A 25,539-nucleotide genomic window follows, 5' to 3' on the forward strand; every position below is an offset into this window, starting at 1 on the left:
TTTTAATATTTTGTATATTCACTAAAGATTTGGGTGGTTCCGTCTTTATTGATCTGTAGTACTTTAAAAGGATCTTTCCTATTACCCATTTCCATTCCTGGGGTGCCAGTAGGCATTCTAGGTACGGTGAGACCGATAATATCTGGCTTATCAATGAGCAATTTCTTAATGTCATCAGCAGGTACATGACCTTCTACGGTATAACCTTCAATAACTGCGGTATGGCAAGAGGATAATTCTGGAGGGATACTTTGTTCTTGTTTAATTGCTTGGACATTATTGGTTTTTACTTCTTTTACAGTAAAATTGCTTTTTTCTAAATGTTTTATCCACTCTTCACAACAGCCACAGCTTGGATCTCGGTATACAGTAATATTAGATGGACCAAAGTAATCTACTTTAGAGTTGTCCCAGACACTATCTTTTCCATAGGCAGTGATTGTAAATACAAATAATAAAACACATAAACCTAGTTGATTAATCAATCCCATCAGATTATTCCTCATTTTTAAGTATCAATGGCATGTTTTTGCATTCGATAACATAAGGTATCTCTACTTATTCCTAACAACCTTGCTGCTTTGGACCGATTACCCTGTGCTCTAGTAATAGCTTGATGAATCAGTTCAATTTCTACTTGATCTAAAGCTAGCCCATTTTCTGGTAAGGTGATAATTGGAGCTTCTGTAGTAGTAACAGAAAAATCTTTTCCTTGTATTTCAAAAGGTAGATTTTGTGGTTCAATCATTTTACCCGGTAGTAATACAACTATCCGTTCACAAAGATTACGTAACTCTCGAATATTACCCGGCCAGTAATAACTATTTAAAATGCTTAAAGCCGCCTTACTAAATTGAGGAGAAGCTAATTTATATTGTTGAGAAAAAGTACTAGAAAAATGCTCAAGTAGTAAAGGGATATCTTCTTTTCTTTCTCGCAAAGGAGGGATAGATAAGGGTACTACATGAAGGCGATAGTAAAGATCTCTACGAAAACGCCTTTCTTCTACCCATTGATGCAAGTCACAGTTTGTAGCCGCAATAATCCGTACATTACAATGATGAGTATAGGTTTCTCCAACTGATTGGCATTCCCCAGATTCTAAAAAACGAAGTAATTTTGCTTGGATAGCAGGAGAGAGTTCATTAACTTCATCAAGAAAGACTGTACCTCCTTCACTAGCACGTAAGCGCCCTAAATGATCGTGAGTTGCTCCAGAAAACGCACCACGACGGTGACCAAAAAGCTCAGATTCTGCCAGATCTTCTGGAAGAGCAGCACAATTAATTGGAGTAAATACCCTATCGGATCGGTGGCTTTCAACATGAATAGCTTGTGCCATTAGCTCCTTACCAGTACCGGTCTCTCCAGTAATTAAGGCGGTAACATCTGTAGCAGCCACCATTTGCGTGCTGCGTATTAATGCTTCAAAAGCAGGCGCACTACCTATGAGTGCCTCAAACCCATTCATTTAACTACCCTTTTATCTAGTAAAATTAAACTGCTTACCAGTATAATTATATACTAGTATTTTTTTTAAAAAAGCGTAGCGTAGAGTGGTTTAATAAAAGTATTTTTAGGAAAAACTGAAAGTTTGTAGAATATATCTTGGTCAGCAAAATAGAGATAAATGATATATACAGTTTATTTATCTCTTTAAGGTTATTTAATTATGGGGGACCACTACCAAGATCAATATTTGTTTTGATTATAATAATATTCGGCATCCACCGTAGTATTGATTATACCGAAGACTGATTTCTAAAGTTAAAAAATTTTATTAATTTCAGAATCCACAAATATTGCTTAAAATTTCTTGTACTAGCTTGTAATTTAGCTTCTCTAAGAGAACTTAGAGAAGCTAAGTGAATTATTGATTTTTTTATAGTTAGATTACTAGTAAAATTAAAAGTAATTCTCTCTACACTAGCTATGTTTTATATTTAAGTAGTTAAAAACTGCATTGATTACCCAAGGTTTTACGTACTAGGTAAATTTCATCTAAATTAAAGGTATCAGTTATACCACCTCCATCTACTTTTAGAGTTTTTCCTTGTTGTTTTTCAATTTGTCTTAACATATCTTCAGGCCAATAGGAATCCATGCCTCCAACTAATTTACCTTTATGGGCTACTTTTGCTGGCTCTAATTGAAGAATCATCCTCTCGAGATTACCTCTATCAATTCGATAATTAAAGTAATGAACATCATGGAATTTATCTGCACCCGGAATTATTTCTAATGATTTAAAGAATCCTTTTTGCTCTATCTCAGATTCGGTTTGATTCCAAGGTTGTTTGAAATAAATATCTAATGCTAAATCATTGCCATTACAGTGAAATAAAAACTGATATTCACCATTTACACTTTCGCCTAATACAGCGATCTTACTTCCTTCAGCTGTTGAAGCAGTAGGATTTTTAACTTCCCAAGCATAGCAATAAGTACTTACTAGGAAACAACATAGGCTAATTAATATTTTTCTCATTTATTTACTCCTAGTCATGAATAGATATCATTATTAAATTTATATAAGAGATAGAATGCTCTTTTTATATAAAGAGATCAGTATAACATTTTATTTTAAATAAAGTTTTTATAAAAATAATGCTTTGTTAGGCAATAAGGTATTTCAATTTAAAGAGGAATACAATAAAAGGGCTGATAAATTAAAAAAGGTTAAGAACCAAGCGATTTAAGTTTTTAGCTTTATCTAAAATTCAAGATGGAGGAATGGCAAGCAAGTTGATCACTGCCATAGCAACAATTAACAGTCCAGCAACATGGCGTAGATGTTTCAGTCTGGCAAGATAGGTCATCCAAAGAGTAAAAACTCCGATACTCATGACAGTAGGTAAGGTTCCCATCCCAAAAGCAAGCATGGTCAGTGCACTTCGTGAACCACTACCCGTAGTTGCAGCAACTGCCACTGCATTGTAAACAAGCCCACAAGGTAACCAACCCCAGATTGTACCAAAGATAAACGCTTGTTTCAGGCTACGTACTGGAATTAAACGCCTGCCTAAGGGTTCTAATTTACGCCAAAGGGGTACTCCTAATCGATCTACTTTAGCAAATCGTGGAAACCAACCAGCGATATAAAGTCCTGTACCTAATATAATTAGGGAAGAAATTCCTTGTAGCACACTATGACCAGAGATACCGATTAACACTACCATATCGTGGCTAATCGCACCTAAAAATCGAACCAATAAACCCATAATGAGTCCCATGGTGGTGTAGCTAGTAATACGACCTAGATTATAAGCAAAAATAAAAGGGATAAGACGCCTTTTATTCTCTCGTACCTCCTTGGGAAGACTTAAGGTTAGCGTACCTATAATTGCACCACACATAGCAACACAGTGAAGGGCACTGAGCAGTCCTAAGAAAAATGCAAAAAGAAAAGAAGTACCAAAAAGTGGGTTAAGTAAACTCACAGAAATTTATAAGCTAGTAGGGTAAATAAATAATTTTTTGTTTATATTTTCAGAGTATATAAGGGTTTAATAATTTAATTACTTGTGTTTTTCTATAGCTATTTGCTATCTGTTAAGCTAATAAGTTTTTTATTTTAAAACAATCTGTGGATCTATACTAACTATTCGTGATTTCTAAAAAGAAGAGGATAAAAAAAGATAAAGCGATTGTAGTTTTAGAAAATGTCTCTAAAGCTTATAGTACTACAGCGGGAATACAGCACACCTCTCTAAGTATCCCTCAAGGGCAAATTATGGCCCTAATTGGACCTAGCGGGTGTGGAAAATCTACCCTATTACGACTGCTGGTTGGACTAATCACTCCAGATTCAGGGCGTATTTATTTTGAAGGTATTCAACTTACGCCAGAGAATATCTTGACTCAGCGGCAAAAAATGGGTTATGTGATTCAAGAGGGAGGCTTATTTCCTCACTATACGGCTCAAGAAAACATTGTACTAATGGCAAATTATTTAAATTGGAATCAAAATAAAATAGCTCAAAGGCTAGGAGAGCTTGTGGCACTTACCCGTTTTCCTGAAGATGCTTTAAAACGATATCCTACCCAACTCTCTGGTGGACAACGCCAACGAGTCGCACTTATGCGTGCTTTAATGTTAGATCCAGATTTATTGTTATTAGATGAGCCTCTAGGTGCATTGGATCCTTTAAATCGCTATGAAATGCAGACTGAGTTAAGAGAAATTTTTCAGTCCCTGCGTAAAACAGTTATTATTATCACCCATGATATTGGAGAGGCTGCTTACTTTAGTGATCGTATCCTCCTTTTAAGGGATGGAAGAATTGCCCAAGAGGGTACTGTAATAGATTTCCTCGAAAATCCTGCTGATTCTTTCGTAAAGCAATTTATCAAGGCACAACGATGCCCGTTGGACTCTCATTCAGATCACAACTGTTCATTTTCTTACTTTAGTGCACAGTAATATCTATTAAGGGATTGCCATGATTAGCTATAAAAAATGGTCTAGATTAGGGTGGATTTTAATATTATGGGTAGGATTTTCCGCTAGTTTTGCTGAAACAGCAGTAACAATAGGAGCAAAAAAATTCACTGAGTCTATTGTTTTAGCCAATTTAGCTGCTCAATGGTTAAAAAACCAAGGAATAAATACGCAACTTAAAAAACTAGGAGGATCTCAGGTTCTTTGGCGTGGATTACTAAACGGGGATATAGATATTTATCCAGACTATACCGGTACCTTAATCCATGAAATTTTTGCTCAACAATATGTCCAAGAAGATGAGTTACAGCAAATACTTGCAGAAAAAGGAGTGGGAATTACTAAACCTCTTGGATTTGATAATACCTATGCATTAGGTATGGTGGATAAAGTAGCAGGAGAGCTTAATATTCGTAATATTTCTGATTTAATTCAACATGCAGATCTTACTTTAGGTTTCAGTAGTGAATTTATGGCACGGGCAGATGGTTGGCCAAAGCTACAAGCTTACTACCAATTACCTCAGCAAAATGTCCGAGGTTTAGATCATGATCTTGCCTATCGAGCATTAGAACAAAATACCTTACAAGTAATTGACATATATGCGACTGATGCAGATATTCAATACTATAAACTAAGAGTATTAAATGATGATCTACATTATTTCCCTCACTATAAGGCTGTTTTCTTATACCGTTTAGCGTTGCTTAAGCAATCACCTGAGATCGTCTCTCTCCTAGAGCAGATTACAGGGAAAATTAGCCAGCAGGCTATGATTGATATGAACAGTCAGGTAGAGCTAGGACATATCTCTGATTCTCAAGTAGCTGTTAATTTTTTGAAGAATACTTTTGGTGTAGGAGATTACCAAGTTACTCAGTCTACATTTTGGCAACGGTTATATAATCGAACGTGTGAGCATTTAATGTTAGTGGGCATTTCCTTAGGAGCTGCTATTATTGTGGCTATTCCTTTAGGAATTTTTGCAGCTTATCGCCCTAAATTTGGACATATTATTATAGGAATCGCTGGAGTTATTCAAACTATTCCAGCACTTGCCATGCTCGTTGTCATGATACCTTTAGTTGGCGTTGGTGGCCCACCGGCAATGATTGTTTTATTTCTATATAGCCTGTTACCTATTTTACGTAATACGCATACAGGGCTAAAGAGTATTCCATTGCAAATTATAGAATCTGCTCAAGCACTTGGTCTGCCATCTAAGGCAAGATTACGCTTAGTAGAGCTACCCATGGCAGCTCGTACTATTCTTGCAGGGATTAAAACATCAGCGGTCATTAATGTAGGTACTGCGACCCTAGGGGCATTAATTGGGGCAGGAGGTTACGGACAGCCTATCTTAACCGGGATTCGCCTTGATGACACTGGACTTATCCTAGAAGGGGCGATTCCCTCAGCAATTCTCGCTTTGTTAGTACAGGGATTATTTACTTGGACCGAGCGTCATATTGTATCTGATGGATTATCTTGATTAAGTTTATGGCTTAAACATAGCTGCATCAATGGCAGACCAGATATGAATAATCCAACTGAGCATAAAAAATAATAAAATCCCAGATAGTAAAAACATAATAATTGCTATTAGCAAGCGTGCTTGCAACAACTGTCCAAGTCCTGGCACAACTAAACTACATAAAGCCGCAATTGCATTTTCAGCACTCATTTTAATTTATCCTCACTTTACATTAATAAATTTAAAATAACTTTCTGTGTTTATTATTTAGCAATTTGCTTCTATTCTACTTTAATAGGCGAATTGTTATAAACTTATCACTTTTAGATTTTTAAATTGTATATTTGTTAATGATCTTACCTTCTAATCTAAGTACACAAGCTATAGACATTTTACTCCGTGGTATTAGCCAAGTAGTACTACAAAATAACCCTGTATCTGGTTTAGTAATTTTAGTTGGCTTGTTTATTGCCTCTAAAATAGCAGGAGTAGCTACTTTAGTTGGAGTTATAATAAGCACTCTTACTGCGGTATTACTCAAAGTAGATAAATCACTTATTCAAAATGGTTTATTTGGCTTTAATGGAGTACTAGTTGGAATTGGAGTAAGTAGCTATGCGGTAAGTCATCATTTGTTAATAGACCATACTTTATGGCTGCATATTGTTATCGCTACTAGTTTATCTACTTTAGTGATGATTGGGTTAAGTCAGTTTTTTACTCTATGGAATTTACCAGCACTTACCATGCCTTTTATTTTGTGCACTTGGCTATTTATTGGCGTAGTGGAGCACATTGATTTATCGAATCCTATGGCCACTCTCTCTCATCATTTCATTAGTGAAATAGATATCTATACTATAAAAACTTGGTATATCGGCGTAGGTAAAGGATTTAGCGAGATTTTTCTACAGGATAGTGCAATCGCAGGCTATCTTATTTTCTTAGGAATTTTAATTAATTCTCGCATGAGTGCAATAGCAGCCCTTGCTGCTGCTTTGCTTTCTATAGCAACTGGAATAGCTTTTGAGGTGAGTGAAGAGAGTATTCAGCTGGGATTATATAGCTATAATCCAATTTTAACCAGTATTGCTCTAGGAGGGGGCTTATTTATTTATGTCACCAAATTTAGTTTTATTTATGCCCTTTTAGGTGCCATAGTAACTACTTGGATAAGCTTTGCTCTAAGTACTGCTTTACAGCATTTAGAGTTACCTATTTATACTTTCCCCTTTGTGATTACTACATGGTTTATGTTGCTCGTTGCTATGAGCGTAAATAGTTTGAAATACATTTCTACTTCAGAGGCTACTACTCCAGAAGAAAATACAAATCGATATGATGATTTGTAGTGAATAGGCAAAACACTACCCCTCATCCATTTTCCTGGTCAGCACAAATAGAGTTAGGTTATCAATGGGTAAATAATCGTACTGTTCCTACTTTACGCCGCCATCAAGGTCCCCTTCGAGTACAAAGACACCTTTATCCAGAAGGACCAGAAGTATGTCAGCATATTTTGCTCCATCCCCCTGGAGGAATTGCAGGAGGAGATACGCTAAGCATCTATGTCTCTGCGGGAAAAAATACTTCGGTACAAATCACTAATCCAGGAGCTACTAGATGGTACCGCTCTTATTATCCCTCCTATCAAAATACAAAATTATATATCGATGACAATGCGATTTTGGAATGGTTACCTCAAGAATCTATTTTTTTTTCAGGGTGTCGTGCTTATTTAGATACGGTTATTAAGTTAGGTGTAGATTCGAGACTTATTACTTGGGATATTTTTGCTTTAGGTCGTCCCGGTAGTAATGAACTCTTCACCCATGGGGAAGTTCATCAACGATTCCAAATACGATCACACTTGAATAATCAATTACTTTGGAGTGAGCGAATGAAATTTTTAGGAGGAAATATATTACTTCACTCTCCTGTAGGACTCTCAGGCTACCCTATTGCAGGTACCTTACTTGCAAATGGAGCAGTAAGTGCTAAACTCCTAGAGGCGTGCCGAAATTTGCCCATTGAAGGCTATGGAGGGATTACTCAATTTCCTACAGGGTTTATTGTAGCTCGTTTTTTAGGCCAAGAATCTGAAGCAGCACGTAACTGGTTTATTGCTTTATGGGAAATATTACGCCCAGTACTCATAGGGCGTTCAGTTTGTTTTCCTCGAATTTGGAATACTTAGATAAAGAATACCGATGGAGCTAAATGCACGAGAGAAAGATAAGTTACTTATTTTTACTGCGGGGTTAGTAGCTGAACGGCGGCACGCTCGTGGGCTGAAGCTAAATTACCCTGAGACAATCGCTTATATTTCTGCAGCTATATTGGAAAAAGCTCGTGATGGAGCAAGTGTTGCGGAGTTAATGCACTATGGAACCACATTACTTACCCGTGATGATGTAATGGAAGGTGTACCAGAGATGATTTCTGATGTGCAGGTAGAAGCGTTGTTTCCTGACGGTACTAAGCTAGTCACTGTACATCATCCCATTGTTTAATCAGTAGTTAGGATTTACATATCCATGATACCAGGAGAGATAAAAGTTGAAGCAGGGGAAATAGAGCTCAATGTAGGTTGTCGCACCTTAACTATTAAAGTGATTAACTCAGGAGATCGACCTATCCAAGTAGGCTCTCACTATCATTTTTATGAAGTCAACAGTGCACTGTCTTTTGACCGGGAACGAGCTCGAGGAATGAAACTAAATATTCCATCAGGTAATGCAGTGCGGTTTGAACCAGGACAAAGTCGTACCGTAGAGCTAGTGGAGTTTGTGGGGAGGCGTCATGTCTATGGTTTTAACGGTCAAATTATGGGACCATTATGAAAATATCCCGCCAAGCTTATGCCGATCTCTATGGACCAACGGTAGGGGATCGAGTACGACTTGCAGACACTCACTTATGGATTGAAATAGAAAAGGATTTTACCACCCATGGAGATGAGGTGGAGTTTGGAGGAGGTAAATCCATCCGAGATGGAATGGCACAGAGTCAGTTACCTGCTGCTGAAGTTATGGATACCGTTATTATCAATGTAGTAGTTTTAGATTATTGGGGGATTATAAAAGCAGATGTAGGGATTAAAGGTGGACGAATTGCAGGCATTGGTGCTTCAGGAAATCCAGATACTCAAGCCAATGTAGATCTCCCCATTGGGGCAGGAACAGAGGTTATTTCTGGAACGGGTATGATCCTAACCGCAGGTGGAATTGATACTCATATTCATTTTATTTCCCCCGATCAAATTTATGAAGCGCTTAACTCAGGACTAACTACCATGATTGGTGGCGGCACAGGCCCTGCAACGGGTACCCTTGCTACCACTTGTACCCCCGGACCTTGGCATATTAAGCGGATGCTCCAAGCAGCAGATGCGTTTCCTATGAATTTAGGCTTTACCGCTAAAGGTAATGTAAGCTTGCCTATTCCTATAGAAGAGCAAATCCGTGCAGGTGCTTTTGGACTTAAATTACACGAAGATTGGGGTAGCACTCCTGCTGCCATTGATAATTGTTTAAGTGTTGCTGATCGATTTGATGTACAAGTTGCAATTCATACTGATACTCTAAATGAGTCAGGTTTTCTTGAAACTACGCTAGGGGCTTTTAAAGATCGCACGATTCATACCTATCATACTGAAGGAGCAGGTGGCGGTCATGCTCCTGATATTATTAAAGCTTGTAGTCAACCTAATGTATTACCTGCTTCTACTAACCCAACGGTACCTTTTACAGTCAATACTCTAGATGAGCATCTAGATATGCTGATGGTTTGTCATCACTTAAACCCTGCTATTGCAGAAGATGTTGCTTTTGCAGAAAGTCGAATCCGCCAAGAGACAATTGCTGCAGAAGGTATTCTCCATGATATGGGAGCATTAAGTATGTACTCCTCTGATTCTCAAGCGATGGGCAGGGTGGGAGAAGTTATTTTACGTACCTGGCAAAATGCTTCCGTTATGAAGCATGAGCGAGGAGCATTACCAGAAGACAATGCTAGAAGTGATAACTTTCGGGCTAAAAGATATATTGCTAAATATACTATTAATCCAGCCATTACTTGGGGGGTTTCCCATGAAATTGGCTCTATCGAAAAAGGAAAATGGGCAGATTTAGTATTATGGAAGCCTGCTTTCTTTGGAGTAAAACCTAGCTTGATTATTAAAGGTGGAGTGATTGTTTCTGCTCCTATAGGAGACTCAAATGCATCAATTCCTACTCCACAGCCTGTACATTATCGACCTATGTTTGGTAGCTATGGCGGCAGTCGTACTGCTAGTAGCTTTACTTTTGTCTCTCAAGCAGCTTTAGAAGAGGATATTGGAATACGGTATGGGTTAAAAAAATCTTTAGTTGCAGTACGCCATACTCGTAATCTACGGAAAAAAGATATGATTCATAACAACGCTACCCCTCATATTGAAGTAGATCCTCAAAACTATCAAGTTCATGCCGATGGGCAACTGCTGTGGTATGAACCGGTAGATGTACTGCCTATGGCACAGCGTTATTTCTTATTTTAAAAAAATGCTTATGTTACTATTCGATCGACGGCTTTCTTCAGAAACACCAGCTACCCTAGAGATGGCATTTACCTTTGAAGAGCGAGAGCGAAGCCAATTACGCTTTCATTTATCAGATGGTCAAGAAGCAGCTTTTCAAATTGAACGAGGTACTACTCTTACTGTAGGAGATAAACTAGGTACTGCTGAAGGCCTAGTATTAGAAATACAGGCTAAACCTGAAGAACTTATGGAAGTACAAGCTCAAGACTCTCTTGATTTAATTAGATCAGCTTATCATCTAGGTAATCGTCATGTTCGGCTTCAAATTGACAAAGAGCGATTACGATTGCCTTTCGATTATGTACTTGAGGAAATGCTGGTTCAAATTGGGGTAAAAGTAACCAAAGTAATTGCTCCTTATCAGCCGGAATCAGGTGCTTACGGAGGAGGGCATCATCATAGCCATCGGGATCAAGGTGAATTTCACTATGAAGCTAAATTACATCACTTTCATGATCATTAATGAATAGGGCTTGGTCCCTATTGCGGTTAGCAAGTCCTCAGCTTCCTATTGGTGCTTATAGTTACTCTCAGGGCTTAGAAAGTGCCATTGAGCAAGGTATTGTCCATGATACTCAAAGTGCCAAGGTTTGGATTTCTGATCAGCTGGTATTAAATATCTCCTATTTTGAAGCACCATTATTATTTCGAATACTTACTGCTATTGCTAATCATAAATGGGAAGAATTAACTCAATGGGAAGCAGAATATAAAGCAAGTCGAGAAACTGCTGAACTCTATGGCGAATCTCAACAACTTGGTTTTTCTTTAACTCAGCTAATGAAACAATTACCTGAATTAAATAAAGAGCTAGATCAAAAAATTTTAAATGTTAAAGATCCTAGCTTTTTTTTTGCTTGGTCAGTTGCAGCGTACGCTTGGAGCTTATCCCCTGAAGATGGGCTTGCTGCTTGGTTATGGAGTTGGTTAGAAAATCAACTAATTGTACTTATGAAAACACTACCTCTAGGTCAGCAAGCTTCTCAAAACCTACTCTCTCAGTTATTACCAGTACTTGATCAAGCCTATCACCAAGCAATGACTTATACGGATGATGAGCTCGCAAATGGCACTTGGGGACTCGCTATTGCTTCAATGAATCATGAAATCCAATATAGCCGATTATTTCGCTCTTAGGAGAATTAAAAAGTGAGTAAACAACCACTACGAGTAGGGATTGGCGGTCCAGTTGGCTCTGGAAAGACTGCGCTCACCCTTGCTTTATGCCGTGCTTTACATGATCAATATAGCCTCGCTGTAGTAACTAATGATATTTATACTAAGGAAGATGCTCAATTCTTAGTCCATCATAATGCACTAAGCTCAGATCGAATCATGGGAGTAGAAACAGGAGGATGTCCTCACACAGCAATCCGTGAAGATGCCTCTGCAAATCTTGAGGCAGTTTCTCAGCTTAATCAGCGTTTTTCCGGTCTTGATCTTATTTTTGTGGAATCAGGAGGGGATAATTTAGCTGCCACGTTTAGCCCAGAGCTTTCTGATCTTACTATTTATGTGATTGATGTAGCTGCAGGGGAGAAAATTCCCCGTAAAGGAGGACCTGGAATTTGTAAATCTGATTTACTAGTTATCAATAAAATTGATCTTGCCCCTTTAGTAGGTGCCTCTTTAGAAGTGATGGATCGAGATGCTAAGAAAATGCGTGGAGAGCGACCTTTTATCTTTAGCAATTTAAAATCAGGACAGGGGTTAGCTGAAATTATTCAATTTATCGAACACCAAGGGTTATTAAAAATAAACTAGCTGTTCATCTTGGAGATTATAAAGATCTAGCCTATTTTAAAAGGGCTATATTAAACACCACTGTTACTCAGGTTAATAACCATACAGATATTGAATTAAACTACCAGCAACATAAAAAAAGTCGGATCATTATCGGTTTTTCTTTTCACTTTTAACTTACAAAAATCAGAAAATGGATCTTGTTTAACTTGCTCTTACCACAATCCCACCACCACCAGTGCTAATATTCCGATAACCATTCAATTTACCTCGGATCAAAATGCCTCACTTTCTTGGCAGGGATAAACCTTACCTATAGAGCGGCTTAATTTCAATTTAGGCACTGGGATGCAGATATTTAAAGGATAACTGGATTGCTTTAACTACGAATACTCAGTTTGGCTTAAATCAAGGAGGTTATATCACTTTAAGCCAAATTCAAGACAATACTATTACCGGTGAGATTACTGGAGATTCAAATCAAACAGTTAATTTGTATAGTAGTTTGACCGATAGTGAGATCCTAAGTGGTGGTGTTTCATTTAAAGGTTATCGCATTAGTCGATAAAGTTTATAGTGAGTTTAACCAGTCTTATAAGTCGCCCAGAAGTCATTGCAAAGATAAAAGTACTTCGGCCTAAAATGTCGCGAAAGATACCAGTATCATTTAAAGTAAATCCACGAAGTAAGCGGTATACGCTTATAGGTACCGCTTTTGATTATTTTTTACGTTTTGAGCTTCAAAGACAAGTGCCTACTTCAATCAATAGGCTATGGATTGCTGAATTAGCAGCCAATATGATATGTCGTGAACGAGAAAATGGGATGACAGTTAATTTAGATCTTTTGCAAGGCGTAGACGATCATCTCTATATCCCTCCTGAGGAAGTTAGCCAAATTGCTGGCAATACTGTTATTGAGGCTAAGGCCGCTGTTGCTAAGTACATATCTACTAGAGAACCAACTAGGGTTGATCAGGTAAATATAGCTAGTCACGCTATTCGCCTTGCTAACCTTGATTCGATATATCGTGCTTGGCAACTAAGCCCTCATTTTCAAGAAATTTACCAAGAAGATATAGAAGATTTGCTAGATCTTCTGTCTATTGTTCCATTTGATTTGCTAATAAAAAGCAAAACGATATTGCTTAATCCAGATTTTGGAAAAGTATCAACGCTAGTCGGAGGCGCAGATGTAGATCTTATTGCTGGTGATATGCTTGTAGATTTTAAAACAACCATTAGAGATACGATGCTAGCTAGTAGCCTTGATCAAATTCTCGGCTATTATTGGTTGGCTGATCGTTATCGTAGAGAAGATATGTTCTCTTTTCCCGAAATAAAGCAAATAGCATTATATTTTTGCCGCTACGGATTTCTTTGGGTTCAAGATATTGCTATATGGAAGAATCATCCTAAATTTACAGAAACTAGAGATTGGTTCTTTAAATATATCGACCCGAATATCGCTACTATGAATTGATTAAAAACTGCCAACAAAAAATCCTATCTTCTTTTTTAGCGACAGCTCTTTAATTTCTTCTCAATTTCTAGCTATTTTATTTAGCTAAGATCTTATTAGATTGTTAGCTATTACTAGCTATACCACTAAAGTAGAACATTATAGTAAGCTGCTTTTTCACTTTGATATGGATTTAAAGGTACTTTAACTAGTACATACATCTGCTTAGAGCTATAGCTTACCACCATCTCATGGTGCTTAGTTTTTGCCATTGTTCATCGTTACCTACTAGGCATTTTACTTACTAAAAATTAACAATCAAAGGCAACATTAGGGTAGTTAAATCCTAATGGGTTCAATTACCTATGAAAAAAAGGAAGCAACAGTAGAAATCTTATTTGCTGATGACGCTATCTCTTTAATCTATAAAGATTTACTAGTTATCATTTAGAACAAGTAAGTAATTATGCTATCCTTCTTTAAATAAACTATTCATGGCTTGGAAATCTCCTAGTCAAATACTGATGACTGCACTGTAAGACATAAAAATAAACTAGGGAGAATCTTTTATGAATATTAAACACCTGTTTAGTTTTCTAGGGTTATTGCTATTTTCTGGTACTATTTGGCCACACCCTGGACACGTTGATCACGAATCTATAGGATTTTTCCACGGGCTATTACATCCCTTTACCGGCTTTGATCATCTCATGGCGATGTTTGCCGTGGGTCTCTGGGCAGCACAACAGCAAGGAAAAACTCGATTGGCTATCCCAGTTACTTTTATATCCGTTATGCTATTGGGGGGGTTGCTTGGAATTTACTTTAATATTACTTTACCATTTGTTGAAAATGCCATTGCCGTATCTGTACTTGCTCTAGGATTATTTGTTGCTCTTACGATACAGCTACCTCTGTTTCTCTCCATAGGAATTACCGCGCTATTTGCCATTAATCATGGTTATGCCCATGGTATAGAAATTCCTACTTTAGATAATCCAACAGGATTTGCTTTTGGTTTTGTTCTAGCTACTGCCCTACTTCATAGTTTAGGCTATGGACTAGCCTATTTTATGCCTACCCGTTTTGCAGCACTTACTCGAATTTTAGGTGTATTTTCTGTAGGTGCTGGATTGTGGCTATTAACCACCTAATATAGCCCGTTTTTATCAATGTTTTTTAATGGCAGCAAATGCTGCCATCGTGCTTTATTATTCTTTTTTATCTCACTTTTTCTAGGTACTTCTGCTCCTGGATGGGCATTTTCTGGCTTAGACGGGTTTCATTATGAATATGATAAGTATCGAAATATCAGCATAGGCGGCGGAGTGAAAACCAGCTTTAAGGCTATAAATAATCTTCCTCAAAGTCAATGGTCTACCGATGCTACTATGAATAACTGGCGTATTTATGTCAATGGTCAACTTCATAAATATATCAAATTTGAATTTAATACAGAGTGTGCTAACTGCCAACAAAGCGCAGATATTCAGGTACTTGATGGTATTTTAAAATTTGATATTACTGATGCTTTTAACCTCTGGTTAGGACGCATGATTACCCCCTCTGATCGAGGTGAATTAGCTGGCCCTTTTTTTCAAGATATTTTTGAGTTTGAACGAATTGCATTTTATCCTTCTGATTTTTCTACTGAACATCGGATAGATGGAGAATTTGCTCGAGATGATGGGATGAATATTTGGGGATCTGGAGGTTCAGAAAATAGATTTACTTATATTTTTGGTCTATTTAAAGGTCTTCATCATATCGCCACTAGCCCTTTGGTGGGAGCACGAATAGGCTATAATTTTTGGAACGTAGAGCAGAATCCAGGAGATTATCTTAGCAGTACTTATTATGGTACCCAAGGAGATATTCTTACCATAGGTAGCTCTTTTCAATATCAAGCTCATGGAGCAGGTACAACGCAAAATCCCACAGATTTTTTAGGAATGGATGTAGATATTCTCTTGGAAAAAGTATTATCTAATCAAGGAGTTTTTACTTTTAACGGAGAATATAAATACTTTGCTCCGGGACTTACTCCTACTGCTCTAGCAGATCCTACCTGTTTTTGCATTTTTGAAGGTAATGCCTATACTGCCTCTGCCCTTTATCTTTTTTCAGAAAAAGTATTTATCGGCCAGTTTCAACCCTATGTACGTTGGACCGATAATATTCCTTTCAATAGCTCCAACCGAGATGAAATTGAAGCGGGAGTAAATTATGTGATTGATGGTCATGATGCTCGAGTTTCCCTTTTTTATGAATACGGAGATATTAATACTAAAGGAAGAGTTTGGACATCTGGCATTACTGGTCCTAAAGTGAGTGCTTTTGGGTTAGGATTTCAGTTCCAATTCCGCTAGCTAGCATACATATTATTTGTATGCAGCCTTTTCTTTTTTACATTAATTTTCATTAAATTTATTTAAATAAATCATGATTTTTTTCGCAAAAAATATACCAGTTTGGTTATTACTTGGAATTCTATTGTGGTGGAGTAATGGAAGTGCTGCTGAATCTTTATCAGATTCTTCTAAGAAAAAAGAAAATAAGATAGAAACTGAAACTGAGTTTGAAACTGAAATCAACACTAAGTCTTTAAAAAAAATAACAGTTACAGGGGGTCGGGGTGCTGATTTAACTGGGATTGCTAACACAGCTTCTCAAGGCCATGTGGATTACCACCAATTAGAGCAACGCCCCTTACTAAGACCTGGAGAACTATTAGAAGTTATTCCGGGGATGATGGTCACTCAGCATAGTGGGCCTGGAAAAGCTAATCAATATTTTCTTCGAGGTTTTAATTTGGATCATGGCACTGATTTTGCTGCAAGTATTGATGGTATCCCCTTAAACTTACCTTCTCATGCCCATGGTCAAGGTTATTTAGATCTAAATGGCATGATTCCAGAGTTAGTAGAAGATATTGAATTTAAAAAAGGGCCTTACTATGCAGAAGTAGGAGATTTTTCATCGGCAGGTAGTGCTGCATTTCGTACTTTTGATAGATTACCACAAGGGATTGCCTCTCTTACACTAGGCGAATTTGATTACTATCGTGCAGTATTAGCTAATTCTAGCACTGTAGGAGGTGGGGATTTTCTCTATGCAGGGGAATTTAAATTTCAAAATGGCCCTTGGGTTACCCCTAATGATGCTAGATTTTATAAAGGGCTATTTAAGTATACGATAGGAGATGATCAGCAAAAATTCTCAGTAAAAGCCCATGCTTATCATGCAAATTGGAATTCTACCGATCAAATCCCACTTCAAGCGGTAGAGGATGGGTTGATCTCTCGATATGGGAGTGTTGATCCCACCGATGGTGGCATCACCGATCGCTATACCTTAGGATTAAATTGGCTTCATGATGGGGATAGTACTACTACAGAAATTAATGCCTACGGTTATTATTATGATCTTAATTTATATTCTAACTTTACCTATTTTTTAGACGATCCTATTAATGGAGATCAGATTAATCAGAGGGGGCGACGTTGGGTTGCCGGTGCTAATGGAAAACATAGCTGGTTTTTAGATTGGAATGGACGAGAAGTTACTAATACGGTTGGCATGCAATTTCGTCATGATCATATTGGTGAAGTAGGCATTTTTCATACTCGTGCTCGTCAGCGACTAAATGCAGTTGCTGACGATCGAGTCTACCAAAGTAGTATAGGTTGGTATGGAGAGAATCTAGTTAAATGGACAAATAAAATTCGCTCAGTCATAGGACTTAGGGGTGATTTTTATAATTTCGATGTGACAGGTCTACTTAATCCAGAAAATTCTGGAGATGTGGCTACCTTTATGGCTAGTCCAAAGTTTAGTCTTATTTTTGGTCCTTGGGCAAAGACTGAATACTTCTTAAATGCAGGTTATGATTTCCACAGTAATGACGCTCGAGAGATAGTAGAACCTAGTGATCCTGATACCGAAGAAATAACTCCGCTTGCTCGCTCTAAAGGGGCAGAAGTTGGGGTAAGAAGCAGCTGGCTGCCCAAACTTACTACCACTGTATCTTTATGGTACCTTAATCTGGATTCTGAATTGGTTTTTGATGGAGATGAAGGTACTAATGAACCTTCTGGGGAAAGTAATCGTTATGGTGTAGAGTGGAGTAATTATTACCGCCCCCTTGATTGGCTTACCATAGATGCAGATTTTTCCTTTTCAAAAGCCCAGTTTATTAATGGAGATGCAGTGCCAAACTCCATGGGGCGAGTCATTAGTGCAGGGGTGACTGCAAATTGGCCGACTAACCCAAATATTTTCGGTGCTATTCGCTTGCGTCATTTCGGCGATTCTCCACTAACAGAACTGAGTAGTGGGAATGTTTTTGCAAAAGATACTACCTTAGTGAATTTAAAGCTAGGCTATAAAAGCGAGCGATGGGGGTTATCTTTAGATGTGCTCAATCTACTTAATGCCCAGGATTGGGATATTGGTTATTTTTATGATTATCGTCTTCAAGGGCAAGCGGCTGTATCAGGCACTGTATTTCATCCGGTCATCCCTCGAGCGTTTCGAGGTAATATTTATTATCGTTTTTAAAAACTATACAGAGTTTTTATATACCATTTCATTTGGTATAAGAAGTAGGAGTTTTTATGTGATTTACTTATTTACACAAGTAAAACTAGAGTTGTAACTCTAATTTACTTATAAATAACAACACTTACCAAATGCAAGGAGTATAAAAATGAATAAAGTTAAATTTAAATTACTCTGCCTTACCATCGAGTTAGTCATAAATTTCTGGGTAATTCCACTAAGGGCAGAGGATACTCCTGCATTGATGTCAGATGATACCCCTTTTGGTTTAGAGTGGGGAATAACTGAAAAGCAAGTTAAAGAATTAGGAGTAACTTTAGAACATTCTCAAACTTACGAAAATATTAATATTTTTTCATCAAAGAAATTACCTGAGCAACTTCCTGCAATTCGTGCTGATTCTTACTCACTTCTTTTTGATAAAAAATTGGGATTGCAAAAAATAATGATGTATTCAAAAATCATAAAAAATGATCAGGAAGGAGAGATAGGAGAAAGTCAATATCGTGAATTGAAAAATCTTCTTATAAAAAAGTATGGTAACCCTATTTCTATTTTAGAAAAAAGTCATTTTGATGATTCTTCCCAGTGTTTCCCTAGTAAGTGGTGTGATAAATGGTCCACTGCCTTTAATGATACAAATATCCATATAACCCTTGATCTTAAAAGAATGGTGAAGCTAGCGAGCTATATTAGCTTAGTATATGAAGGTCCTAGGTGGGATGATATGGTAAATCAAAAGGATAAATAAAGTATTGATCATTTTTATGAGGATTATTTCGAAGAGTGATTTGTTATATCAGATACTATATCTCACCTAGTACTTCTCAGCTTTAAAAGATTAAATAGCATAATCTCTTAGTCATGAGTGTATTTCATTGAGCTAGCTTCCTCTTTTTTTCTTTTTTGAGATCTGCTCATCATAAATATGATTAAATACTCGATTTTCTTTTCCTTCCCCAACATAGAAAGTCTACCTATCTCTAAGATCAACTAAGCGATAAAATTAGTAAGAATTGTTTCTAGTTATAAGTAATAGATAGCTTATTTTAAAGCCGTAAAGTTTCAAGAGGTGGAGTATTGATCACAGATCGAGTACCTATTAACCCGGCAATACACACCCCAATACTCCCTACCAATAATCCAATGATGAGTAACCAGCCATTAAAGTGATAAGTCATATGAAGTACATGGACAGAGACAAAATGCCCTAGTACTATAGCTCCTAGAGCAGCAATGGCACCAGCAATTGCTCCTAATGCCATAAATTCTGCCATTAAAGCACATAAAATAGTACCCCGACTGGCTCCTAATGCCTTAAATACCGCGCTTTCATAACGTCGCTCTCGATGGGTAGCTTGAATAGTAGCAAATAACACAATGAATCCAGCAGCTACTGTAAAGGTAAAAATAAACTCAACCGCTAAAGTAATTTTCTTGATAATAATTCTTAGCTGCTCCATTAAGGCCTGTACATCTAAAATAGTTACGCTAGGGAATATTTTTACAAAATCAGTGAGCAGGGATTTTTTATCTTTAGGTAGATAAAAGCTAGTCATATAAGTACTAGGATAAGAATCAAGTAATCCAGGAGAGGCAATCACAAAAAAATTAGGATTAAACGAATTCCATTCTACAGAGCGTAAGCTGGTGACTGGAGCTGTTACTTTTTGATTGTTTATTTGAAAAGTAAGCTCATCTCCTAGGTGGATATGTAAGGTATGGGCTAATTCTTCTTCTACCGAAAATTGATCAAACATTTCTTCAGGTTTTGACCACCAACGACCTGCAATGATTTTATTGTCTTTTTGTAGGTAGTGAGTCCAGGTTAAATGAAATTCATGGGCAGCTAAGTGTTGGGCTCGATGATTTTTGTACTGCTCTGATCGTACTGGTTCATCATTAATGGCAATTAATCGACCCTGGATATTAGGGTAAATTTGAGGTTTAGTTAGATGGTGCTGATCGAAAATATGATCTATTTTCCCTAACTCATCAGGTTGAATATTAATCATAAAGTAGTTAGGAGTATCGGGGGCTAATTCAGCTTGCCAACTCATGAGTAAATCAGTGCGAACAATGGTGAGTAATAGCATCACCAAAATTCCTAGTCCTAAAGCAACTACTTGGATTGTACTACTTGTCGCTCTTCGTGCGATATTAGCAATACCATAGCTCCATCCAATGCCCGCTTTTTTAGCTTGGAATTTTCTTAAGCCTCTAATGAGCAGCCATAGAGTGATTGTTAAAATACTAGCGATAAAGAAACTACCGATAAGTAAATATAAAATTAATGCTTGCTGACCAGATTGCCAAGGGACTAATGCCCCAATAGCTACAATTGCTCCAAGATAAGATAAATAAGTATTTTGCCGAAGTGCAACTTCATCATGGCGTAATACTTGAGAAGGAGATACTGATTTAAGCTGGAGTAAAGGGGGTAAAGCAAAACCAAGAAGAGCGATTAATCCAGTAAGTACTCCAGTAAAAATTGGTACTAGCGAAGCTGGAGGAAGCTCACTACCTAACATCTGACTGCTGTAGTGGGAAAGCACCAGTTGGGCAACCCAAGCAATGCCGCCCCCAGTAAAGCCAGTAATAAGCCCCAGCCATACCATAACTAAAGTATAGATACGAATGATTAACCCTTGGCTAGCTCCTAAGGCGCGCATAATCGCACTGTTACTTTGATGGCGAAGGGCATACTGTCTTGCTGCAATGGCAATCCCAATTCCAGCTAGAAATACACTGGTAAGTGCCGCAAGGGTTAAAAATTGACGCGCACGATCAAGAGCAGATCGTAACTTTGAGCGGCGATCATCAACACTAATCATCTTTGATTTTTCTGGAAGATGATCTTTAGCCCATTTTTTATAACTGAGAATATCTTGATGAGCACCAGCGAACAGTAAACGGTAGAAGATTTGGCTGCCTGGTAATAGTAATCCTGTACCCTTTGTATCAGCTAAATTAATCATCAACCGAGGGGCAATGTTAAACACTTGATTTCCCCTATCAGGTTCAAGCAGTAAGATTTTTTCGATTTTTAAAGTTAATTCTCCTAACTCAATAGTATCACCAACTTCCATATTGAGGGCTTGGGCAAGCTGTGGATCAAGCCAAGCAGTACCTGAAGAGGGAATTATTTTAGTTTTTACAGCTTGATCAAAAAGAGAATCTCCTATCATTAACTGTCCTCGTAAGGGGTAGGGTTTCTCTACAGCCTTGACTTCTGCTAGTTGTAAATTATCATCCACAAACATCATGGTGCGAAAAGAAAGAGTGTTTGCGGTCTGTAACTCTAGTTGTTTTGCTTTTTCTGTAAATTCTGAAGATAGGCTAGTGCGTGATTCGATAAGTAAATCACTGCCTATAGCACTACCTGATTCTATTTCAATGGCTTGCTGGAGTCGATCCACAAAAAAATTGACCGTGGTCACCGCACTAATAGCAATAATTAAGGCTACGGCAATTAATTTTATTTCACCTGAATGCCAATCTCGTTTTAGAGTGATAAGAGAAAGGGGAAGGGATTTCATATCAACTATTTTTTATGACCTAAGCAGATTCCATGAAGAAAAAGTACTCAGTCTACCTTCTTCTAAAGTAAGGGTACGATTACACCGCTTTGCAAGAGATCTATCGTGAGTTACCAAAACCAGAGTCGTGCCGTAGGTTTTCTTCATTTCAAAAAGCAAATCAGATATTTTATTGCTGGTTTTATTATCTAGATTTCCTGTAGGTTCATCTGCAAATAAAATTTTAGGTCGAGAAACAAAGGCTCTGGCAATAGCTACCCGTTGCTGTTCACCACCAGAGAGCTGGTTAGGGTAGTGATCAATACGATGACCTAAACCCACTGCTTTAATTTCAGCCAAGGCAGCTTCTCTAGGCTTGGTATGATGACCTAGTTCTAAGGGGAGCATAATATTTTCTAGGGCAGTTAAATTAGGCAGAAGATGGAAATTTTGAAAAACAAAGCTTACTCGCTCATTGCGTAATTTAGCCCGTTCATCTTCGGATAATGTTTGTAAATCTATTCCATCTAAAATAACTCGCCCTGAATTAGGTACGTCAAGACCTGCTAGTAATCCAAGTAGGGTAGATTTTCCAGAACCAGAAGTACCTACAATAGCCAATGCTTGGGAAGAGGCAAGAGAAAAGTTAATATCATTTAAAATAGTTAAAATGTAATTATCTGGTGTTTCTACTCGCTTAATGAGGTGTTCTGTGCGAATAATAAAATTATCTTTCATATTTCAATTCAGTTTGATCGCTATTTTACTGCTTCAGCCTATAGCTATTCATGCTCAGGTGCAACCCGTAATTTTAGTTTTAGGCGATAGTTTAAGTGCTGGCTATGGCATTAATTTGGATCAAGGCTGGGTCACACAGTTGCAAAAAAGACTACAAAACGAAGGTTATTCTCATCAAGTAGTCAATGCTAGTGTGAGTGGAGAGACTACCCGAGGGGCACTAACACGTGTTAATGATTTATTAGAGAAATACCAACCTAAGATAATAATTATAGAGCTTGGTGGTAATGATGGATTACGGGGAATTTCTTTAAAAGAGGTTAAAGAGAATTTTTCTCGAATTATTGAGCAATCTAAAAAACAGAATATCCAAGTACTTTTAGTAAAAATGAGAATCCCCCCTAACTATGGACCTAAATATACTGAGGCATTTGAAGCACTCTTTCCTAAATTAGAGAAAGAATATGATATTTCTCTTGCACCTTTTATTCTAAAGGATATTGCCATTCATCCAGAGCTTATTCAAGAAGATGGAATTCATCCTAAAGTTGAAGCCCAAGGAATAATGTTAAATAATGTTTGGCCTGCTTTGGTACCTTTACTGAAAAATAGCTAGATAGTAGGGCGGTGATAGTAGCAATCTATCACTGCCCTTATTTTTATATGTTTTATTTAATTCCAAGTAATTCAATATCAAAAATTAAAGTTTCATCTGGACCAATAAAATGACCTGCGCCTTGTGGACCATAGGCAAGATCCGCAGGAACATAAATTTGCCATTTAGAACCTACTGGCATATGGGATAATGCCTCTTGCCAGCCTTTAATGACCTGATCTATCTTAAAAGTAACTGGTTTATTTCTACTATAAGAGCTATCAAATTCTGTGCCATCAATTAAGGTACCTCGATAATTAACTTCTACTTTATCCTTAGCAGTAGGAATCTTCCCTTTCCCTTCTTGTAAAATTTTATATTGTAATCCACTAGGTAAAGTGACTACCCCGGGTTTAGTTTTATTTTCTTTAAGAAAAACTTCTCCTCGCTCTTTATTTGTTTTAGCCTGTTGTGCTTTTTGCTCTTCTTCTTTTTTTTGAAGTGTCGTCATCACTTTTTGTGCTTCCTCTGGACTCACCTTAGCAGGTATTTTTTGCATTGCATCATCAATTGCAAGTGTGAGTGCTTTTTTATCTATAGTAATTCCTTGCTGCTCCATACTATGACCAAGTTGATAGCCGATAATATAACTCATCTTTTGGTTATCGGTATCTAAATCTCCTGCAAAAGACGGAGTTTCTAAGCCAAGAGAAAGAATAAGGAATAAAAATAATAGTATTTGCTTTGGTATTTTCATATTTGGCTGTCTATTTGGATTAGATTAATTTTTTGAAAGTAGATAAGTTGTTTTTTAACTATTCTATAGTGGCATAACCTTAAATAAGAGTCTAAAGCGTAATTTGCAAAATTAACTATAAATTACTAGAGATCAGCTAGTTTTCGGGATAAAAATCCTGATCTAGAATTTGCTCCCAACGCCAACCTGTTTGACTGAATGCTGCTGGAAATGTGGATTCATCCTAATAAGTGGGTAAATTGAGGGTTCAAGCTAGGATTGTCATCTAGGACGTTTTTAGTTCCATACGCTGAGTCAAAATAGCAGATCGCCAACTTTTGCATCGATAGGTAGGTTGATACTGCCATTTAAGTAAGTGCATCAGAAGTACTGCTAATCAATTTTTAAGCTCTCGCCGTTCACTTCTTCCCATAGTTTCTATCTCTTCAATTAAGGCATCCAAGTCTAGCTCGGTAAATTTTCTCTGTTTCAGAAGGGCAGCAGTCTCTTGGGTCTAAGCGTAAAAATCGATTTCATAGGTGCTTATCTAAGATTTCCTAAAAAATAATTTAATCTTTAAAAATACGTTATTTCCCTGAGTTTTCATAAAAAATACGTGAAATAGCGTAATTATTTTTTATATATTTACTTACTTTTTTCTAACTTATTATTTTTTAAATAATTGTTATTTTTGGCACATTTGTTGCTTTTAAATTAAAAATTTTAAAAAAATAAAACCTAATATAGTCAATATAGTTCTGTTTTTCTATAAAACAAGGAGAATTTATGAAAAAAAATAATTTTATTATGATATGTGCTGGATTTTATGCTCTTAGCCAAGCTGTAATGGCACATACTACAATTTCTGATAATGCGGTAGAAGGGGTTACTTTAAATACTTCCGATGCTATTTCCCACGGCTGTGAGTATGGAACTAAACCAGAAATGCTTCCTGTGATTGCTCAATCAGTAGTTTTTCCTAATGGTCCAGACGATTTAGTTTATCGTAGCGATGATCCTAATCAAGAAGCCGTTAATTTAGGGGATGTACTTTCAGGAGGGGCGCATTCTCATGGGATTATTAATCCAACCCTCATCCAAAATAAAGATATTTTTGACCAAGTTGAGCAGATTAGAGACAGTAGCGGAGTATTACGAGCATTTCACTATACAAACTCTGAAAATAGTGCCACAGGTGGCAATCTCCCGTTAGATACAAAAGGACTTGTACCGTTTGCACTTACTGGGGTAACTTTTACCCCTGAATCTTGTGCTAATAAAGTTAATGTACATATTGCAATTGTAGACTGGTGTACCCAAAAACCGGGTAATCGCAGAAATAACCCTTGGTTTGGTCATGCTACCACTACCTTTAATCAAGCAGATAAAATTCCAGATGGGTTTTGGCCTAATTTAACTATCAGTCGGAATGTAGATAACAATCCATTGCCCCCAAGCTGTGGAGAAGGCTACAGTATAACTATGGAGCCTTCAGATACATCCATAGATCAGTATTTACCTATACCGGGGTTTATCCCTTAAAAAGGTCTAATTTTAAAATACGTGATTTCACTGAATACACTAAAGGGTAATCATCCGCTGATTTCATTAAGTCTATTGATTTAATGAGATAAAATTATATTGGCATAATTGTTGCTTAATGTATTTACTAATTATTTAAGTAGAAGTAC

Annotated in this window: 27 protein-coding genes and 1 pseudogene; 18 read left to right on the top strand and 10 right to left on the bottom strand. The window is 37.2% G+C overall.

Annotated elements, in window-relative coordinates:
* Positions 1 to 2: 2 nt before the first annotated feature.
* From NSCAC_RS02310 to NSCAC_RS02325, 4 genes are all read right to left on the bottom strand, one after another.
* Positions 3 to 506 (bottom strand): DUF411 domain-containing protein, encoded by a 504-nt coding sequence (locus NSCAC_RS02310; protein WP_232085966.1) that lies wholly within the window; start codon positions 504 to 506, stop codon positions 3 to 5.
* 2 nt (positions 507 to 508) lie between these two features.
* The gene (locus NSCAC_RS02315; protein ID WP_197744822.1) at positions 509 to 1,471 is read right to left on the bottom strand and encodes a sigma-54 interaction domain-containing protein; all 963 of its coding nucleotides are present in this window, start codon (positions 1,469 to 1,471) and stop codon (positions 509 to 511) included.
* Between the two features lie 480 nt (positions 1,472 to 1,951).
* On the bottom strand, positions 1,952 to 2,488 hold the full coding sequence (locus NSCAC_RS02320; protein WP_197744823.1) for a hypothetical protein: 537 nt from the start codon (positions 2,486 to 2,488) through the stop codon (positions 1,952 to 1,954).
* A 232-nt stretch (positions 2,489 to 2,720) separates the two neighbouring features.
* Complete coding sequence (locus NSCAC_RS02325; protein WP_197744825.1) at positions 2,721 to 3,440, bottom strand: sulfite exporter TauE/SafE family protein; 720 nt, start codon at positions 3,438 to 3,440, stop codon at positions 2,721 to 2,723.
* 167 nt (positions 3,441 to 3,607) lie between these two features.
* Between NSCAC_RS02325 and NSCAC_RS02330 the strand changes: the two genes are divergently transcribed.
* Both NSCAC_RS02330 and NSCAC_RS02335 read left to right on the top strand, forming a co-directional pair.
* Entirely contained in the window at positions 3,608 to 4,423 is an 816-nt protein-coding gene (locus tag NSCAC_RS02330) for an ATP-binding cassette domain-containing protein (protein WP_232085967.1), read from the top strand.
* A 19-nt stretch (positions 4,424 to 4,442) separates the two neighbouring features.
* Positions 4,443 to 5,933 (top strand): glycine betaine ABC transporter substrate-binding protein, encoded by a 1,491-nt coding sequence (locus tag NSCAC_RS02335; protein WP_197744827.1) that lies wholly within the window; start codon positions 4,443 to 4,445, stop codon positions 5,931 to 5,933.
* A 6-nt stretch (positions 5,934 to 5,939) separates the two neighbouring features.
* Here the strand turns inward: NSCAC_RS02335 and NSCAC_RS02340 are convergent, their stop codons facing one another.
* Positions 5,940 to 6,125, bottom strand: coding sequence for a hypothetical protein (locus tag NSCAC_RS02340; protein WP_197744829.1), 186 nt, complete (start codon positions 6,123 to 6,125; stop codon positions 5,940 to 5,942).
* Between the two features lie 140 nt (positions 6,126 to 6,265).
* Here NSCAC_RS02340 and yut point away from each other — a divergent pair, with 140 nt between their 5' ends.
* The 10 genes from yut (at position 6,266) to NSCAC_RS02390 (ending at position 13,722) form a co-directional block, all read left to right on the top strand.
* Complete coding sequence (gene yut, locus NSCAC_RS02345; RefSeq protein ID WP_197744830.1) at positions 6,266 to 7,267, top strand: urea transporter; 1,002 nt, start codon at positions 6,266 to 6,268, stop codon at positions 7,265 to 7,267.
* Positions 7,267 to 8,112: an urease accessory protein UreD gene (locus NSCAC_RS02350; protein ID WP_197744831.1), complete on the top strand. Its 846-nt coding sequence runs from the start codon at positions 7,267 to 7,269 to the stop codon at positions 8,110 to 8,112. The genes yut and NSCAC_RS02350 overlap by 1 nt, the downstream gene beginning before the upstream one ends.
* A 13-nt stretch (positions 8,113 to 8,125) precedes the next feature.
* Positions 8,126 to 8,428 (top strand): urease subunit gamma, encoded by a 303-nt coding sequence (gene ureA / locus NSCAC_RS02355; protein WP_197744832.1) that lies wholly within the window; start codon positions 8,126 to 8,128, stop codon positions 8,426 to 8,428.
* 24 nt (positions 8,429 to 8,452) lie between these two features.
* The gene (locus NSCAC_RS02360) at positions 8,453 to 8,758 is read left to right on the top strand and encodes an urease subunit beta (RefSeq protein ID WP_197744833.1); all 306 of its coding nucleotides are present in this window, start codon (positions 8,453 to 8,455) and stop codon (positions 8,756 to 8,758) included.
* On the top strand, positions 8,755 to 10,455 hold the full coding sequence (ureC, locus tag NSCAC_RS02365) for an urease subunit alpha (RefSeq protein ID WP_197744834.1): 1,701 nt from the start codon (positions 8,755 to 8,757) through the stop codon (positions 10,453 to 10,455). The genes NSCAC_RS02360 and ureC overlap by 4 nt, the downstream gene beginning before the upstream one ends.
* Positions 10,456 to 10,465: 10 nt before the next feature.
* Entirely contained in the window at positions 10,466 to 10,960 is a 495-nt protein-coding gene (gene ureE / locus NSCAC_RS02370) for an urease accessory protein UreE (RefSeq protein WP_197745270.1), read from the top strand.
* Positions 10,960 to 11,634 carry an urease accessory protein UreF gene (locus NSCAC_RS02375; RefSeq protein ID WP_197744835.1) on the top strand — a complete coding sequence of 225 codons (675 nt, stop codon included), beginning with the start codon at positions 10,960 to 10,962 and terminating at the stop codon, positions 11,632 to 11,634. Before ureE ends, NSCAC_RS02375 begins: the two co-directional genes overlap by 1 nt.
* A gap of 12 nt (positions 11,635 to 11,646) precedes the next feature.
* Positions 11,647 to 12,261: an urease accessory protein UreG gene (gene ureG / locus NSCAC_RS02380; RefSeq protein ID WP_197744836.1), complete on the top strand. Its 615-nt coding sequence runs from the start codon at positions 11,647 to 11,649 to the stop codon at positions 12,259 to 12,261.
* Between the two features lie 47 nt (positions 12,262 to 12,308).
* The gene (locus NSCAC_RS08940) at positions 12,309 to 12,416 is read left to right on the top strand and encodes a hypothetical protein (protein WP_408609568.1); all 108 of its coding nucleotides are present in this window, start codon (positions 12,309 to 12,311) and stop codon (positions 12,414 to 12,416) included.
* A gap of 400 nt (positions 12,417 to 12,816) precedes the next feature.
* Positions 12,817 to 13,722: a hypothetical protein gene (locus NSCAC_RS02390; RefSeq protein ID WP_197744837.1), complete on the top strand. Its 906-nt coding sequence runs from the start codon at positions 12,817 to 12,819 to the stop codon at positions 13,720 to 13,722.
* A 125-nt stretch (positions 13,723 to 13,847) separates the two neighbouring features.
* Here the strand turns inward: NSCAC_RS02390 and NSCAC_RS08880 are convergent, their stop codons facing one another.
* Positions 13,848 to 13,973 carry a hypothetical protein gene (locus tag NSCAC_RS08880; protein WP_269474127.1) on the bottom strand — a complete coding sequence of 42 codons (126 nt, stop codon included), beginning with the start codon at positions 13,971 to 13,973 and terminating at the stop codon, positions 13,848 to 13,850.
* A 297-nt stretch (positions 13,974 to 14,270) separates the two neighbouring features.
* Here NSCAC_RS08880 and NSCAC_RS02395 point away from each other — a divergent pair, with 297 nt between their 5' ends.
* From NSCAC_RS02395 to NSCAC_RS02410, 4 genes are all read left to right on the top strand, one after another.
* On the top strand, positions 14,271 to 14,855 hold the full coding sequence (locus NSCAC_RS02395) for a HupE/UreJ family protein (RefSeq protein WP_197744838.1): 585 nt from the start codon (positions 14,271 to 14,273) through the stop codon (positions 14,853 to 14,855).
* Between the two features lie 18 nt (positions 14,856 to 14,873).
* On the top strand, positions 14,874 to 16,070 hold the full coding sequence (locus tag NSCAC_RS02400; protein WP_197744839.1) for a hypothetical protein: 1,197 nt from the start codon (positions 14,874 to 14,876) through the stop codon (positions 16,068 to 16,070).
* Between the two features lie 73 nt (positions 16,071 to 16,143).
* Positions 16,144 to 18,261: a TonB-dependent receptor gene (locus tag NSCAC_RS02405; protein WP_197744840.1), complete on the top strand. Its 2,118-nt coding sequence runs from the start codon at positions 16,144 to 16,146 to the stop codon at positions 18,259 to 18,261.
* 148 nt (positions 18,262 to 18,409) lie between these two features.
* Entirely contained in the window at positions 18,410 to 19,012 is a 603-nt protein-coding gene (locus NSCAC_RS02410) for a hypothetical protein (RefSeq protein ID WP_197744841.1), read from the top strand.
* 298 nt (positions 19,013 to 19,310) lie between these two features.
* Here NSCAC_RS02410 and NSCAC_RS02415 read toward each other — a convergent pair whose 3' ends face one another.
* Positions 19,311 to 21,800: an ABC transporter permease gene (locus tag NSCAC_RS02415; protein WP_197744842.1), complete on the bottom strand. Its 2,490-nt coding sequence runs from the start codon at positions 21,798 to 21,800 to the stop codon at positions 19,311 to 19,313.
* A gap of 12 nt (positions 21,801 to 21,812) precedes the next feature.
* Positions 21,813 to 22,517, bottom strand: coding sequence for an ABC transporter ATP-binding protein (locus NSCAC_RS02420; protein ID WP_197744843.1), 705 nt, complete (start codon positions 22,515 to 22,517; stop codon positions 21,813 to 21,815).
* A 13-nt stretch (positions 22,518 to 22,530) separates the two neighbouring features.
* Here NSCAC_RS02420 and NSCAC_RS02425 point away from each other — a divergent pair, with 13 nt between their 5' ends.
* The gene (locus NSCAC_RS02425) at positions 22,531 to 23,133 is read left to right on the top strand and encodes an arylesterase (RefSeq protein ID WP_232085968.1); all 603 of its coding nucleotides are present in this window, start codon (positions 22,531 to 22,533) and stop codon (positions 23,131 to 23,133) included.
* 52 nt (positions 23,134 to 23,185) lie between these two features.
* Here the strand turns inward: NSCAC_RS02425 and NSCAC_RS02430 are convergent, their stop codons facing one another.
* Both NSCAC_RS02430 and NSCAC_RS08800 read right to left on the bottom strand, forming a co-directional pair.
* Positions 23,186 to 23,869 (bottom strand): BamJ family beta-barrel-assembly machinery protein, encoded by a 684-nt coding sequence (locus NSCAC_RS02430; RefSeq protein ID WP_197744845.1) that lies wholly within the window; start codon positions 23,867 to 23,869, stop codon positions 23,186 to 23,188.
* A gap of 265 nt (positions 23,870 to 24,134) precedes the next feature.
* Positions 24,135 to 24,311 (bottom strand): annotated as a pseudogene (locus tag NSCAC_RS08800) (DUF29 domain-containing protein).
* A 323-nt stretch (positions 24,312 to 24,634) separates the two neighbouring features.
* Here NSCAC_RS08800 and NSCAC_RS02440 point away from each other — a divergent pair.
* A complete protein-coding gene (locus NSCAC_RS02440) occupies positions 24,635 to 25,390 on the top strand; it encodes a hypothetical protein (protein WP_197744846.1) in 756 nt (251 codons plus the stop codon).
* Positions 25,391 to 25,539 lie beyond the last annotated feature (149 nt).

This window comes from Candidatus Nitrosacidococcus tergens (genome assembly GCF_902810445.1).
In the GTDB taxonomy this organism is placed as follows: Bacteria; Pseudomonadota; Gammaproteobacteria; order Nitrosococcales; family Nitrosococcaceae; genus Nitrosacidococcus; species Nitrosacidococcus tergens.